Source organism: Aeribacillus sp. FSL k6-2211, assembly GCF_037966125.1.
GTDB lineage: Bacteria > Bacillota > Bacilli > Bacillales > Aeribacillaceae > Aeribacillus > Aeribacillus composti.
Genome location: NZ_CP150190.1, coordinates 3,949,613 through 3,963,208, shown reverse-complemented (window position 1 = coordinate 3,963,208; position 13,596 = coordinate 3,949,613). Strand labels below are relative to the sequence as shown.

At 39.1% G+C, this 13,596-nt stretch carries 15 protein-coding genes and 1 pseudogene; 11 read left to right on the top strand and 5 right to left on the bottom strand.

Annotated features, from left to right (window positions below):
* Positions 1-46: 46 nt before the first annotated feature.
* Entirely contained in the window at positions 47-856 is an 810-nt protein-coding gene (locus NSU19_RS19025; protein ID WP_066251370.1) for a bifunctional hydroxymethylpyrimidine kinase/phosphomethylpyrimidine kinase, read from the bottom strand.
* Between the two features lie 200 nt (positions 857-1,056).
* On the opposite strand from NSU19_RS19025, the gene NSU19_RS19020 reads away from it, so the two are divergent.
* Together NSU19_RS19020 and NSU19_RS19015 are read left to right on the top strand one after the other, a co-directional pair.
* Positions 1,057-1,629, top strand: a complete 573-nt coding sequence (locus NSU19_RS19020) for a TetR/AcrR family transcriptional regulator (protein ID WP_066251367.1) — start codon at positions 1,057-1,059, stop codon at positions 1,627-1,629.
* Between the two features lie 82 nt (positions 1,630-1,711).
* Entirely contained in the window at positions 1,712-2,659 is a 948-nt protein-coding gene (locus NSU19_RS19015) for an SDR family NAD(P)-dependent oxidoreductase (RefSeq protein ID WP_066251363.1), read from the top strand.
* 138 nt (positions 2,660-2,797) lie between these two features.
* Here NSU19_RS19015 and NSU19_RS19010 read toward each other — a convergent pair whose 3' ends face one another.
* The gene (locus tag NSU19_RS19010; RefSeq protein ID WP_339198048.1) at positions 2,798-3,433 is read right to left on the bottom strand and encodes a L,D-transpeptidase; all 636 of its coding nucleotides are present in this window, start codon (positions 3,431-3,433) and stop codon (positions 2,798-2,800) included.
* A 206-nt stretch (positions 3,434-3,639) separates the two neighbouring features.
* Positions 3,640-3,797 (bottom strand): annotated as a pseudogene (locus NSU19_RS19005) (UDP-glucose 4-epimerase GalE); the annotation flags it as partial.
* A 384-nt stretch (positions 3,798-4,181) separates the two neighbouring features.
* Here NSU19_RS19005 and NSU19_RS19000 point away from each other — a divergent pair.
* The 4 genes from NSU19_RS19000 (at position 4,182) to NSU19_RS18985 (ending at position 7,617) form a co-directional block, all read left to right on the top strand.
* A complete protein-coding gene (locus tag NSU19_RS19000) occupies positions 4,182-4,865 on the top strand; it encodes a uracil-DNA glycosylase (RefSeq protein ID WP_063389069.1) in 684 nt (227 codons plus the stop codon).
* A gap of 894 nt (positions 4,866-5,759) precedes the next feature.
* Positions 5,760-5,933 carry a hypothetical protein gene (locus tag NSU19_RS18995; RefSeq protein ID WP_161939832.1) on the top strand — a complete coding sequence of 58 codons (174 nt, stop codon included), beginning with the start codon at positions 5,760-5,762 and terminating at the stop codon, positions 5,931-5,933.
* A gap of 28 nt (positions 5,934-5,961) precedes the next feature.
* Positions 5,962-6,390: a hypothetical protein gene (locus NSU19_RS18990; RefSeq protein WP_063389066.1), complete on the top strand. Its 429-nt coding sequence runs from the start codon at positions 5,962-5,964 to the stop codon at positions 6,388-6,390.
* A gap of 1,053 nt (positions 6,391-7,443) precedes the next feature.
* Positions 7,444-7,617: a hypothetical protein gene (locus NSU19_RS18985; RefSeq protein ID WP_235600485.1), complete on the top strand. Its 174-nt coding sequence runs from the start codon at positions 7,444-7,446 to the stop codon at positions 7,615-7,617.
* A gap of 212 nt (positions 7,618-7,829) precedes the next feature.
* On the opposite strand, the gene speE is transcribed toward NSU19_RS18985, so the two are convergent.
* Positions 7,830-8,678 (bottom strand): polyamine aminopropyltransferase, encoded by an 849-nt coding sequence (speE, locus tag NSU19_RS18980; RefSeq protein WP_094244739.1) that lies wholly within the window; start codon positions 8,676-8,678, stop codon positions 7,830-7,832.
* A 151-nt stretch (positions 8,679-8,829) separates the two neighbouring features.
* Here speE and NSU19_RS18975 point away from each other — a divergent pair, with 151 nt between their 5' ends.
* The 5 genes from NSU19_RS18975 to NSU19_RS18955 all read left to right on the top strand — a co-directional run bounded on the left by NSU19_RS18975 (position 8,830) and on the right by NSU19_RS18955 (position 12,154).
* Positions 8,830-9,135: a YwdI family protein gene (locus tag NSU19_RS18975; protein WP_144597606.1), complete on the top strand. Its 306-nt coding sequence runs from the start codon at positions 8,830-8,832 to the stop codon at positions 9,133-9,135.
* Positions 9,136-9,215: 80 nt separating this feature from the next.
* Complete coding sequence (locus tag NSU19_RS18970) at positions 9,216-9,587, top strand: DUF423 domain-containing protein (RefSeq protein ID WP_063389063.1); 372 nt, start codon at positions 9,216-9,218, stop codon at positions 9,585-9,587.
* 324 nt (positions 9,588-9,911) lie between these two features.
* Entirely contained in the window at positions 9,912-10,028 is a 117-nt protein-coding gene (locus NSU19_RS18965; protein ID WP_232515720.1) for a cytochrome c oxidase subunit 2A, read from the top strand.
* A gap of 15 nt (positions 10,029-10,043) precedes the next feature.
* The gene (locus tag NSU19_RS18960) at positions 10,044-10,517 is read left to right on the top strand and encodes a cytochrome c oxidase subunit II (protein ID WP_094244737.1); all 474 of its coding nucleotides are present in this window, start codon (positions 10,044-10,046) and stop codon (positions 10,515-10,517) included.
* Positions 10,514-12,154 (top strand): b(o/a)3-type cytochrome-c oxidase subunit 1, encoded by a 1,641-nt coding sequence (locus NSU19_RS18955; protein WP_094244736.1) that lies wholly within the window; start codon positions 10,514-10,516, stop codon positions 12,152-12,154. Before NSU19_RS18960 ends, NSU19_RS18955 begins: the two co-directional genes overlap by 4 nt.
* Positions 12,155-13,152: 998 nt before the next feature.
* On the opposite strand, the gene gerQ is transcribed toward NSU19_RS18955, so the two are convergent.
* Positions 13,153-13,596: a spore coat protein GerQ gene (gene gerQ, locus NSU19_RS18950; RefSeq protein ID WP_063389060.1), complete on the bottom strand. Its 444-nt coding sequence runs from the start codon at positions 13,594-13,596 to the stop codon at positions 13,153-13,155.

The following is a 13,596-nucleotide window of genomic DNA, read 5'->3' as shown; positions in this document are numbered from 1 at the left end:
ACGAACAGCCACAATGGTCGTGAGCTAATCGATTCGGCTCTATTATTTATTCGTATAATCTTAATGCGGCATGACAAGTTGGGCCGACATATTGATTTAAAGGAAAGGAATGGCGGATGGCTGCTGTAATAAACTTTTTGGCGGAATAAACGGCTTCTTTAACCGTTTTGCCATTTGCTAGTTCAGCTGTAATCGCGCTTGAATATGTGCACCCAGCACCATGTGTATAGGTTGTGTCGATTCGTTCGCCTTCTAGGATTTCAAAATCCTTTCCGTCATATAAAACATCAACAGCATATTTATGTTCAAGCTTTCCGCCGCCTTTCACCAAAACATATTTTGCACCAAGATCATGAATAATGGCAGCTGCTTCTTTCATTTGATCGACCGTTTGAATAGTACCTAACCCGCTCAATTGCCCTGCTTCAAAGAGATTTGGAGTAATAACCGTCGCGACTTTTGTCAGAGAATTGCGAATCGCTTCCGCATGGTCGGGATAAAGCACTTCATCTGCCCCTTTGCATACCATGACAGGATCGATGACCGTGTTTTTTAAATTATATTTTTTAATTGTATCTGCTGCCAGCTCGACAATTTCTGCTGTCGGGAGCATTCCGGTTTTCATGGCATCTACACCGACTCCCTCTATAATCGTTGCGAGCTGGGCCTTTATGGTATCGATTTCAATAGGGAATACTTGATGCTGCCATCCGTTATGAGGATCCATTGCTACAATTGTAGTGACCGCAGTCATTCCATAAACTCCGTATTCTTGGAACGTTTTTAAGTCCGCTTGTAAACCTGCTCCACCGCTGGAATCGGAACCTGCGATCGTCAAGGCTTTTTTCATTGTCATTTTGTTACCTCCATCCAGCTGTAAAGATTTTATAACAACATTATAGCAGTTTGTACCATAAGAAGAGAAAAACATTTGCTTAAAAACAAAAAAAGGATTAAAATATAATTAACCATCGGTTAATAAATAAGAATGCAGCTAAATGCCAACACGCCAAAATCAGAGGCACGCTTGTTGTTGTTAAGAAAGGAATGGAACAATTGGCTCCTAGAAAAAAAGACACTGAATTAACAAAAGAGGCAATTATGAATGCTGCTAGAGAGCTTTTTGTCATAAAAGGATATGAACATGTTTCCATGCGAGAAATCGCCAAAGAATTGCACTGCACACATGGAGCGCTTTATTATCATTTTCAAAATAAAGCAGAGCTTTTTTATAAAATTGTGCAGACGGATTTTCAATTTTTAGACGGGCTGTTAGAAAAAGTGCTGCAAGCCTCGTATTCTTCTAAAGAAGAAGCTGTAAAAACGATCTTGTTAAAGTTTATTGAATTCGGGCTGACATATAAAAGTCATTATAAGCTGATGTTTTTAACACAAAATCTCGAGCTTGATATGCTGATGGAGCAAGAGCCGAATAAGTCATATGAACGTTTTGCGCAGGCTATTTTTCAGTTTGCTCCAGATAAAGCAAATCCAACAGTCATTTGGTGTTTGTTTCTTGCAGTAAGCGGTTTTGTAACGAAATATGTACAGACCGATGCTGAGTATAAAGATATGGAAGGACTTGCTGAACAATATGTTGCTTTTTTAATCAAAGGATTTTTAAATTAAAAAAAGTAATAAGCACTTAAGCTTATTTACTTTTTTGCATATTATTGACCAATGGTTAATTTTAAGATCGGAGGTAAAAAGGATGAAAAAAGCGGTTATTTTAGGTGCATCAGGCGGAATGGGCTACAATTTAGTTCATGAATTGCTGAATAGAGAGAATATTGAGGTTGTCGCCGTAGCCCGCAATACAGAAAAAATGAAAAAAATGTTTCACCGTTTGAACAGTCGCATCAGCATTGTCGCTGGAGATGCCCTCCATCGATCCAGCATCTTGCAAGCATGCGAAGGTGCGGAATGGATTTTCCATGCCATTAACATACCGTATCCGCAGTGGGAGAGAGATCTACTGATCATCATGGAAAATGTGCTGGCGGCAGCAAAAAAAGAAAAAGCTAAGCTTGTTGTCGTTGATAATATTTATGCATATGGACGGTCAAATGGAAAAACAATGTCCGAGACTGATCCGAAAAATCCTCATACTAAAAAAGGAAAAATACGATTGCGGCTTGCTGAAATGGTGGAAAAGAGCGGAGTAGACTACTTGATCGCTCACTTCCCCGATTTTTACGGTCCATGTGGGGAAAAAACATTGTTGCATCATACGTTAAAAAAAGTTGTCCAAAATAAACGATCTCAATTTATCGGGGATTTAAATATACCGAGGGAATATATTTTTTTGCCGGACGGTGCCAAAGCTTTAGTTGAGCTTGCATTAAGGGACGATACCTATCATGAGCACTGGAATATACCGGGGGCGGGAGTTATTTCCGGACGGGAAATTATTCAAATCTTGAGGGAAAAGCTTCAATATGAAAAGAAAGTAAGTGTTGTCACGAAATCGATGATTTATTTTTTAGGGTTATTCAGCCCGATGATGAAGGAAATGGTTGAAATGATGTACTTAGTCGAAGAGCCTGTCGTATTATCGGGTGAAAAATTTGAAAAAAGAATCGGGCCGCTGCCAAAAACTCCTTACGAACAAGGCATCATCGCAACTGTTGATTTTATGAAACATCAAGAAGAAGCGTGATCACTCCCGATGTTGCAACTGGCTTCGCATGGAACGGAGAGACTAAATGCTCAATACTTTCCCGATTTCGTCTAATTCAGCAAACCTTTTGAGTGGAACGGAGTAATTCAGCTGCTTGCTCCGTCTCCGCCCCATGGTTTATTGTTTAGCAAAAGCTCCCTGCGGTGAATACATATTTTCGGGTGATTTCGTTAACTGTTCCCTTGCAAACAGCACTCTTCCATTCCGAATAGTGACAGGAACCCCTTGTTCAGTATAATATCCATGCTCTTTTGCAATAACGTCAAAGCTTTTATTGGATTTTAGAATAATGACTGGCGTATGCAGCTCAACTTTTTCAAAGAGCCAGCGAATTTCGGCGTTATGCATGCGGACACATCCGCTGCTTGCATACGTTCCAATCGATCTTGGATTATTATTGCCGTGAATGGCAAAATTGTTTCCATAATATCCTAAAGCATCAAGACCAAGCCAGCGATCACCCAATGGATTTCTCGGGTCTCCTCCTGGAATCTTTTCTTTAAAATAAGGGCGGTTTTTAATTTTTGTGACAATGGGGAAAATGCCTTCTGGAGTTAGCTGAGCATATTTTCCTGTTGCGACATGAAATACTCTTTGAAGAATTCCGTCTTCAAAAAATGCCAGTTTATTTACGCTCTTGTTTATTATGATCAGCTGACCATCAATCTTTTGTTCAGCTGCAACTGGTGATGAAAGAATAAAAAAGAAACAAGAAATAAATGCGATACCTATATAGATTTTCTTTATGCTCATATGTTTTTAAACCTGTCCTTTCTGTTCATTCTCTTTATAAAATTATGTGCTTATGCAAAGAACTATTCAAAAAAAGCTGCAATTACGAAAAAATTTGTAATCAAAAAGAAACATAAATAATTTTTTTGTGAACTTGAATAAAGGAGTAAGCAAAAAAATTATTTCCGTCGTGTGTATCGACATCAAGCTAGAAACCTCTTCTAGCAAATGATTGGGATGAGGTGTGCCTCAGGATCATGACCCTCGCCTAAAATGCCTTCCTTATGGGCGTCTGCCACATTAAAGCATCGAGAGGGGCAGCATATTTGATGTCGTAGGCCTTGTCCGTCTGTTTCAGCATTTTTTCAATGACGAGCTTTGTCTCATTTGGCTATTCGGTAATAGTTAAAAATGAATGGATATTCCGTTTACCTGCGAGTTTCTAACAGACGAAAATCAATAGAATCGTCAGAACATTTGCGTTATCTTGGAGCATTACGGCTTGTTTAAACGTGATAAAAATGCATCAAATGTTTTTCGTACATTTAGGGCACCAAGCTTCTCACTTTATAATGGGAACGGCAAAAAAGTTGATATTTCAGTCTTTACTGCGATTTTTGCCCTCTTGCTTCTGTCGAAAGCCTTAATGTTTCATGTGGAACATTTTGCAAAATATTAGCGACAGCTGTCACCCTTTGACAAAAAAAGCCGAATCATCATAACATTAAAAATAGTGATAGATCAGTAGAAGCTAAGAGGGTGGCAAACGTTGAAGCAGATTTTAAAAAATGATTGGTGGGGACTGTTGAAAGAAGAGTTTGAAAAGCCATACTACAAAGAGCTGCGGGAATTTTTGAAGCAGGAATATGCCCATCATACGATTTATCCGGATATGTACGACATTTTTAATGCTTTGCATTACACGCCTTATGAAGAAGTAAAGGTTGTCATTTTAGGCCAAGATCCGTATCATGGACCAAATCAAGCACATGGATTAAGCTTTTCCGTAAAGCCGGGGATTGCTCAGCCGCCGTCTCTGAAAAATATTTTCATCGAGCTTGAGAACGATCTCGGCTGCAAGCCTCCAAACCACGGTCATCTTGTCAAATGGGCGAAGCAAGGTGTTCTATTATTGAACACTGTGCTGACGGTAAGGCAGGGACTAGCCAATTCTCATAAAGGAAAAGGATGGGAACAATTTACCGATCGAGTGATTAGCTGTTTAAACGAGCGAGAGCGTCCAGTCGTCTTTATTTTATGGGGAAGGCATGCACAGGCGAAAAAAGAAATGATTAACATGAATAAGCATTTTGTCATTGAGTCGCCGCATCCATCGCCATTTTCGGCAAACAGAGGCTTTTTTGGCAGCAGGCCTTTTTCTAAAGCAAATCAATTTTTAAAGTCCATCGGATCAGAAGAAATTGACTGGTGCATCAGCGATAATGACATTTAATTGCTGCCTGCCGTTTGCGTGATAAGTGGAAACATGAAAAAGGGACTATCCAAAAATAAAACGGATGAAGAAACATCATAAAGTTTTTCTTCATCCGTCTTTTTTTTTGGAGATTCTGTTGAAAGTGAATGATTTTCCGGACGCTTTCAATAGATTGTGTTCCATGGCCACAATTCCAACTCCGTTTGGACTTTCGAAAGCCCTCGAAAAGAAAATCTGCGGAACGACCGATTGCCTTAATATGACGGGGCGCACTTTCTGCCTCGGTTTTTCTTCAAGAATAGATTTGTGCACCCTCGTCATTGCATTGGAATCTGTCATATTTGCGCATGAAAGGATTTTTTAGGAAATATTGAAGCAATATAGACTTGTAAAACGTCTTTCAAATAGAAAGGAGGTTCGAAGCAAATGACCAATATCTCAAGACTACAAAAGCATCGCTTTGTTCTTTGCGGAGTAGAGGATTTGACAAAGTACGATCATTCCTAACAATTTTATTTATTACAAGGAGGAAAAATATGTTAAAAAAAGGTATCTTAATCTTAAACAGCAATACTATTAACAACATTCGTAGGATTTGAAGGTAATAAAACAAGTGCTGCGACAAATGAATCAACTACTGTATTACCAACTGAAAATGATTATGATGCTTTAAATAATGAGAAAAAAGAGTTAGTTCTCGACTATAATAGTTTTGCTAAAAATTATCAATTAGATAGACCAGGTTCTATTACAGTAACTGACCCAGTTAGACTTAGCGGCGTTCAAACAAACTCTGTTCCTAGCTATGCAGTTAAAAAAGCTTTAAAATGGGCGATTAGTAACACTACTACCATAACTAATTTTGTAGGTAAAACTTTAGGGAAAGACGCAACTGTTAAAGTAGGAAATTTAATGCATACTTACGTTAAACCTGCTTTAAGAAAATTAGAAAGTGTGGAAAATTTAACCTATGGTAAGATAGAAGATGCTGTTTATCAAGCATTAAAAAAACCTCTAGGAAAAACCACAGCTAGAATTGTAGCCTCCGTAATTAGAGAAGCTATTGAATTTTTGGCTCCAGTGTAAGACACATAGGTAGGGAGGGGAAGTATGAATGAAAGAATTAGAGGATAGAATTAAACATATTGAAGAAGAAATTGAACAAATTAACAGACTTGATAAAGAAACATATCAATTAACACAAAAACTGGGTAAAGTAATGAAACTATTGGTTGAACTTGTTGAAACAAACAAACATATTGATAAAAATGATATAGACTATGTTCTTTTAAAATTAAATATTGATGCAACTAAGTATCATAAATTAACCTTATTAGTCAGTAAAACAGAAAGAATGTATAGAAAAACTGGTGAATTTCCAAATCTTCAGGAGTTTCATCAGTATGTCATTGAAACACTTTCTCTCACTGATGAAGACAAACAAAGTTTTCCAATTGAAGTTACTGAAAACCTATTAAAAAAATTTGCAAAAGATGAAGATAACCTTTTTCCAGTATGCAAAAAGATTCTTTCAACAAAATAATAAAAGAGCACACTCGTCCGAGTCGAATTCTGGTTAACTAAAACTGATTTCCGAGCAATAATTAAAGGTGAATTTCAAATGGAGCGACATACTTATGTTCTTTGTTTGGTGGAATTGGTGGAGCAGTTGCAGGAGCTATCGTAGGGGGCTATTTTATCTGAATATGTAACTGGCGTCCCAGTATAGAAAGTATAAATATAGTAAATATTCTATAATCTTGCCCCAATTGGGGGAGAAATGATTATTATGAAACAAGCCGTTTTTTCCGCAGTTTTTGCGGGATTAGTTGTTTTAGTAGGTGAGTATATTTCACAAATAGTTTCATCAAGTTATCAAAATACCATTTGATGATTGGCATCCCATTTATTTGTAAACTGTTTGAAAAATAAGCAACATATCATATTTTAGACTTTCTGATAAAGTCGCTAAATGAAGTAAGTGGAGAAAACAGCTCGTTTTTCTTCATTGGCTTTTGTATTTTTGAAAGTAGCTGGCGAATACCAGCAATTTTTAACATGTTGGAGATAAAGCTATAACCCCAAACTCAACATGTACCTTGTCGAGCCCCTGAAAAGAAAATCTGCGGAACGACCGATTGCCTTTAATATGACGGGGCGCACTTTCTGCCTCGGTTTTTCTTCAAGAATAGATTTGTGCACCCTCGTCGGACAAAAGGCTCTTTTTTCGGATACGATGCTATGAAGAAGCCGCTTGGAGCCACAGCTATAAGAATTGGAGCTAAAGCCATTGTAGAAGTGATTCTGATCTTTCGTCCAGTTGAAAGAAAAGAACAGGAGGAGATCGAGTATGGATGATAGAAATAGCTCGGAATGATTGAAATTTTTTAGAATCAGGTAGAAAGGTTAGATAAAGAAATTTATAACTTAAATTATTAGGTAGAGCTTTTAAAAATCTATTAATAAAGATTATTGGTAATCAAAAGATATCTCCTGACTTATTATTAATATTGATTACGTTGCTCTGAAAAAAGATTTAAATGGTGAGGAGCGGGCAGAGATCGCATTTTTCCTTCTCAAAATTCAAAAAGAGTATATGCAAGAAGGTAAAGTGCCTAGTCTAGAAGAATTTCATTCCAGATTGATTGAGGTATTAGGCGTTACCCAAAATGAAAAAGCAGAATATCCAATTCAAATCTCAAAACAACTGCTTCAAAAATATGAGCAAATAGGCGAATTCCCAGTTGCAAAAGAGATTTTATCTAAATGAGAGGTGCTTTACCATCGCCTCTCACTTTTTGCGTTTCTTTAAGCAAATTCTCGTCTTTGTCTGATTGCAATATTATGTACTTTATTTTGCAGCACACAGTTCTTTCTTAATTGTTCGTTTGACGCTTGCATTTTTACTAGAAAGTATGTTTTTTTGTCAAAACAAATAGAGGCCCAAAAAGCCAACTTTCAATGACTTTTGGGCCAGCTCCATTATTTCAATGCTTGCTGCAAAAACTCAGGAAGCTTAAAGCACCCTTCGAGAATAGCTTGATTTACATATTTTGTATCTTTCGAAAAATTGTCCGACTTTACATCTTCATATTTTTTCGATCCGATTGTAAAGCTCCATAGTCCTCCCGGATATGTAGGAACAACAGCTGTGTATAGTTTTGTAATCGGGAATAAAGATTGAATATGGCTATAAGACCGTTTTAAAACATCCAAGTGGAAAACAGGCGATTGACTTTGGCATACCATGAGGCCATCGTCTTTTAACGCTTTATATAGGTTGGTATAAAAATCTTTTGAAAACAGCTGTTCTGCCGGTCCAATCGGGTCAGAAGAGTCAACAATGATCACATCGTATTCATTTTGTTTGTTTTCTACATATTTCACGCCGTCAATAAATAAGAAATTTACGCGCGGATCGCTTAAGTTTCCTGACACTTCAGGCAGATGCTCCTTGCATGCGGAAACGACAAGCTCGTCAATTTCCACCATATCGATTTCCTTCACTGAATCATATTTGCACACTTCTCTGGCAACACCGCAGTCTCCGCCGCCGATGATCAGCACTTTTTCCGGATTTGGGTGGAGATTGAGCGGGACATGGGAAATCATTTCATTATATATATGCCCATCAATAGAAGTGGTTTGCACAACTCCATCTAGCACTAGCATGCGGCCAAAATCATATGAATCCAATACCATAACATGTTGAAAAGGGGATTGCTTTGAAAAAAGCACTTCTTTGATTCTATAGCTGATTTTTAAATTTTCTCTTTCATCTTCTGTTAACCATAAATCGCCGTTTATTGTTTGCAAATATTGATTGTCCATCTGCAGGCCCTCCTTGTGCTCAAAAATTCCTTACTTATTGTAACAAGTTTGTTATGAAAAGTGAATGAAGCAGACAAGTTTGTCAATAAGGAAAAAATCAAATATGATAAAAAAAGCAAGATCATTATCTTTCAATAAGGAGCGATAGGAGTTGAATATACCGGTCTCAAGCATAATAGGAAAAATGGAGGAGGAACTGAAAAAGGCAAAGGCAGCAGGAACACCTCATGATCTAAAAGCCCGGCTTCTTGTCATCCGTTCTTTATGTGATGTTATTTTGGATCAACAAGAGGAAAATTATGATTTTTCAGCTAGTCAAGAGCCAAAAAGCGAAAGTGAAATAACTCCATTAGAGCTGGAAAAAATGATCGGAAATGCAAACAGCAAAACGCTGACAATGAAAGAACGTTTGTTGGTCGAAGACGATGCAAATGGAGAATCTATTTTTGATTTCTAACAAAATCTTGTCATCTGTAAAATCTTCATTTAAAAAAAACGGACGATAAGGTAAGATGAAGGGAAAAAGGGGTGAAGATGATGAAAATATTTTTCATTCTTGGAGCCGTCGGTGCTTTTTTGTCTGTAGCTTTAGGAGCATTCGGCGCCCATGGTTTGGAAGGGAAAATTCCGCAAAAATATTTGGAGACATGGCAAACAGGTGTACAATATCAAATGTTCCATTCGATAGGCCTTTTTGTCACGGCTCTGTTTTTGCAGCAGCATCCGCAGGCAGGCTATGCAAATTGGGCCGGGTGGCTGATGCTCATCGGTATTCTCCTGTTTTCCGGAAGCCTGTATATATTAAGTGTGACGCAGATCAAAGTGTTAGGTGCAATTACGCCGCTTGGAGGCATTTCATTTTTAATTGCATGGGTTCTTCTTGCTGTTGCTGCAGTTAAATATATGTAAATATAAACGTCTGTCTACTATATCGGGACAGGCGTTTTTTTGTGCAAAGAAATGAAAGGGTGACCTTCTTAACCGATTCAAAGGTCATAGCCAGAGCTTCATCCAAAAATGTGTCCCGTTCATTTTGGCTCCTAGCTTCCTAATGATAGAAGATTCAGTGTGAATGCAATGTTTTTTGTTCAACATACTGTCAAAAAGTACTATGGAAAATGTGATTTTTTTCACAGATTGACTAACGTAAGCTAAACTACAATTTTTTTAAAAGAAGAAAAGGTGGTGTTATGGGTGGCAAAAGAATTCATCTCCGATAAAAAAGAGCAGGAAATTGCTCAAAAGAAAGAATATTCGTTATTTGGCACTTTTTTATCTGTTCTTATGCTGGCTCTTTTTTTAATACTTTCTTGGTTTGGAGTTTACTACTTATTTATTCAACGATTATAAAGGAGGGGGATCATCTTGCATTTGCACAAACTTGAAAAGGTTTGGCTATTAATAGGTATAGGTACGCTTGTGATGTTTTTAACAATCGTGGGCATCAGTGCATTTGCACAAGGTCATCATCCGCCGAGTGATCTGACCACATTGGATCCGCAAAAAGTCGATACGACAGAGCCGTTTAATCAACCAGGCTTAAAGAAAATTGGAGACAACGAATACGAACTTGTTATAGTTTCTCAAGCTTTTGCCTTTATGCCGAATGACATAAAAATACCGGAGGGAGCAAAAGTTCATATTATCGTGACAAGCAAAGATGTTGTTCATGGCCTTGAAATCGTTGGCACAAATGTCAACATGATGGTGACCCCGGGACATGTGAATTCGCTTACACATACATTCCATAAACCCGGCAGCTATTTAATAATTTGCAACGAATATTGCGGTACTGGGCACCAAATGATGAGCACGAAAATTGAGGTGACAAAAGCATGAAAAATACAGCGCTTCACCCAAACGATGGAAAGCTGGCGCTCGCCCATATTGCAGTTGGTTATATTGCATTGTTTTTAGGAGCGATTGCCGGGTTATTGCAGGCTTTTGTTAGAAGCGGAACGCTTGAGCTTCCGGCAGGGATCGGGTATTATCAGCTTTTGACTGCTCATGGCGTTTTGTTGGCACTTGTTTTTACAACATTTTTTATCATTGGTTTTTTATATGCTTCCATGAGTCGGACGACAGGTGATTTAACTCCGTTTGCCAAAAAGGCGGGTTGGATCGGCTTTTGGCTTATGACGATTGGAACAGCGATTACAACGGTTATGATCTTATTAAATAAAGCGACCGTTCTATACACTTTTTATGCACCACTTAAAGCATCGCCATGGTTTTATATCGGTCTGACGCTTGTTGTAGTCGGCAGCTGGGTAAGCGGAGCTGGCATGTTTAGCCAATACGCTGTCTGGAAAAAGAAAAATGAAGGAAAACCGTCTCCTCTATTAAGCTTTATGGCAGTTGCCACAATGATTTTATGGATCATAGCAACATTGGGCGTAGCAGTAACGGTATTATTCCAGTTTATTCCTTGGTCCTTCGGGTTAGTCGATAAAATCAATGTGCTGTTAAGCAGAACACTTTTTTGGTATTTTGGCCATCCATTAGTGTATTTCTGGTTATTGCCTGCCTATATGTGCTGGTACGTCATCATTCCAAAAATAATAGGCGGGAAAATTTTCAGCGATTCGCTTGCAAGACTGGCGTTTGTACTGTTTGTTCTTTTTTCCATCCCAGTCGGCTTCCATCATCAAATACTAGAGTCTGGGATCACTCCGTTTTGGAAGTTTTTGCAAATTGTGTTGACGTTTATGGTCATTGTTCCATCTTTAATGACAGCTTTCGCTTTGTTTGCAACATTTGAAATAAGCGGAAGAGAAAAAGGGGCCAGCGGACTGTTTGGCTGGGTGAAAAAACTTCCGTGGACAGATGTTCGCTTTTTTGCACCGTTTATGGGAATGCTCGTTTTTATTCCTGGCGGAGCAGGCGGAATCATTAATGCAAGTAACCAAATGAACCAAGTCGTTCATAACACTTTATGGGTAACAGGACATTTCCATTTAACAGTGGCCACCACTGTAGCGTTGACGTTTTTTGGTATTTCCTATTGGTTGGTTCCTCATTTAACAGGCAGAACGTTAACACCGCGATTAAATAAATTAGGGATCATTCAAACCGTTTTCTGGTGCATCGGTATGTTCCTAATGTCAGGAGCCATGCATACAGTTGGTTTGTTTGGAGCTCCTCGGCGGACCGCTTATACAACATATGGAGACCATCCGCAGGCGTTGGAATGGATGTCTTATCAAACTATCATGGCGGTTGGCGGAGCCATCTTATTCGTTGCCATTTTGATGATTCTTTATATTGTTATAAATTTGGCAGTGGCTGCTCCAAAAGGAACGGAAGAATTTCCAGTTGGTGAAGTTCATGAAGATGCGGAAAAAACACCATTGCTTCTAGAAAATTGGAAAATTTGGATCGGTCTGTCTGTTGTGCTAATTGTAATCGCTTATACAGTACCGGTCATCGATATCATTGAAAATGCACCAAGTTCACCGGGATTTAAATTCTGGTAGAAGAAACTGGGCGTTGAATTTTCACGCCCGGTTTTTTTTATGTGCGCCCGGCATGGGTGTAATCTCTAGGGTGAAAGTCCCGAGCCACGAAGGCAGAAGTAGTGGTTAGCCTAACGCAAGGGTGTCCGTGGTGACGCGGAATCTGAAGGAAGCTGGAGGCAAAACACCGGTCCGAGGAACACGAACCTCATATAAGGCTAGGTATGATTGAGTGAGTTTGCAAAACAAAACAAAGCTCTTTCTGTCGAAGGTCATATCGAGTAAATGAGGCGGATAGATGGTGTGAAAGTGCATGTACTTACCCGGGGAGGTCTGGTGGATATGTGAAGTACGCTTCATAACCTACTTAGTGATAAGTAGCTGAACCGTCAGAAGTCAGCAGAGGTCATAGTATTAGTTGGTCTAGAACAACTAAGAAGGACCGAACAATTAAGAGAGAATAGCCCTTGGCATTCAGTGAGTCATGATGAACACAGAAAACGTAGTACCTCACTTGAGGGAGGAAGCGGTGAATCCCGTGGGAGACCTCTTGGAGGGTGGAGTGACCACTGGCATAAAGAGAACAGCTATTCACGGAAGTTATGAAAACTTGCGTCAATTATCTTAATTGAACCGCCGTATACGGAACCGTATGTACGGTGGTGTGAGAGGACGGGAGTTAATCGCTCCCTCCTACTCGATTATTGCTATGGATGCGGAAAATGCCCTAGATGAAATGGGGGAGGTAATCGGAGCTTTTTTCAGAATCTCGATTATACGTTTTAAGTCGAAGGGAAAATAAAAAAGCTTAATTGGTCGTTTTTGAAAGTTTTCTAGTTAAGATCAAAATGAAAATAAAAGCTCATAGAAAAGCTGAACAACCTTGCTTCATTAAAGAAGCAAGGATGCTTAGACTTTTGTCTATTTGACAAGAACTAGACAAGAGGGCAGGGTATTGATCAAGAAATTGTAAGCGTCTTGCAGCATTCCTACCGGCCTCTCTCTGTCTAGCGTTTTTCTTATCTTGGTGGATAAGAAGCGAGACTTTGAGGGGATGTATATACGATTTCCTCATCGAAAGTGACGTAATTCAAAAAAACCATCAGCAATAAATATCGCCTTCCTGTTTGCGGGTCGCTTAAAATGAGATGATCTCTTCCGGCAGCTTCAATGACGCCGCGAAATACTTTCGCCGGCCATTCAGGATTGTTTTCAAAGGTCATGTATACGGTGGCCAATTTCCCTTTATTTAAGCGCAAAATGTTTTCGACATAGGATTCTTCAAGCGGAAGCATTCCGGGTACAGCTTGACCGCTGGTGCCGCTTGGTTGAGCTGAGGGAGGGGCGCCGATAACAGACCCGCTGGGCGCGTAAAATCCGTACGGATAGGTTGGCTGTACAGGAGTAACTGCAGGAACTGGATACCCCTGCTGCTGCCGTTGGTTCTGTTTTTTGTTGCTCAT

Bases quoted from the DNA above. Each gene is read 5' to 3' on its own strand.
- speE (WP_094244739.1), bottom strand. From the start codon at position 8,678: ATGGACAATCAATATTTGCAAACAATAAACGGCGATTTATGGTTAACA.
- NSU19_RS18985 (WP_235600485.1), top strand. From the start codon at position 7,444: ATGCAAGAAGGTAAAGTGCCTAGTCTAGAAGAATTTCATTCCAGATTG.
- gerQ (WP_063389060.1), bottom strand. From the start codon at position 13,596: ATGAGCAACAAAAAACAGAACCAACGGCAGCAGCAGGGGTATCCAGTT.
- NSU19_RS18995 (WP_161939832.1), top strand. From the start codon at position 5,760: ATGCATACTTACGTTAAACCTGCTTTAAGAAAATTAGAAAGTGTGGAA.
- NSU19_RS18955 (WP_094244736.1), top strand. From the start codon at position 10,514: ATGAAAAATACAGCGCTTCACCCAAACGATGGAAAGCTGGCGCTCGCC.
- NSU19_RS19015 (WP_066251363.1), top strand. From the start codon at position 1,712: ATGAAAAAAGCGGTTATTTTAGGTGCATCAGGCGGAATGGGCTACAAT.
- NSU19_RS18990 (WP_063389066.1), top strand. From the start codon at position 5,962: ATGAAAGAATTAGAGGATAGAATTAAACATATTGAAGAAGAAATTGAA.
- NSU19_RS19010 (WP_339198048.1), bottom strand. From the start codon at position 3,433: ATGAGCATAAAGAAAATCTATATAGGTATCGCATTTATTTCTTGTTTC.
- NSU19_RS19025 (WP_066251370.1), bottom strand. From the start codon at position 856: ATGACAATGAAAAAAGCCTTGACGATCGCAGGTTCCGATTCCAGCGGT.
- NSU19_RS18970 (WP_063389063.1), top strand. From the start codon at position 9,216: ATGAAAATATTTTTCATTCTTGGAGCCGTCGGTGCTTTTTTGTCTGTA.